The organism is Halomonas sp. ND22Bw, assembly GCF_003011945.1.
Lineage (GTDB): Bacteria > Pseudomonadota > Gammaproteobacteria > Pseudomonadales > Halomonadaceae > Halomonas > Halomonas halophila.
Genome location: NZ_PXWD01001655.1, coordinates 1 through 241, shown reverse-complemented (window position 1 = coordinate 241; position 241 = coordinate 1). Strand labels below are relative to the sequence as shown.

The 241-nt window shown below is 65.6% G+C and carries 1 protein-coding gene; it reads right to left on the bottom strand.

Annotated elements, in window-relative coordinates; all coding sequences use genetic code 11:
* A partial coding sequence (locus CVH10_RS23885) for a porin family protein (protein WP_219925092.1) occupies positions 1-225 on the bottom strand: 225 nt, incomplete at its 3' end.
* Positions 226-241: the final 16 nt, after the last annotated feature.

Sequence of the window (241 nt, the reverse complement as noted above, 5' to 3'; positions counted from 1 at the left end):
CGAGAAGCAGCCGCCTGTCGCAGGCGCGAAATTGCACAGGCCTTGCGTGCCGGAAACGGCGCGGACCTTGCCGATGTCGCCCGAACGGTAGCCGCCTTCGAGCTCGACGCGCCAGTTGGGGTTGAAGCGATAGCCCAGGCGCGCGAAGGCGGCCCAGCCGTTGTTCACCTCATAGTTCCAGTTGGCGCCCGTCGTCGACGACTCGGCGTTGATGTCGTCGATCATGTGATAGCCGGCGTCG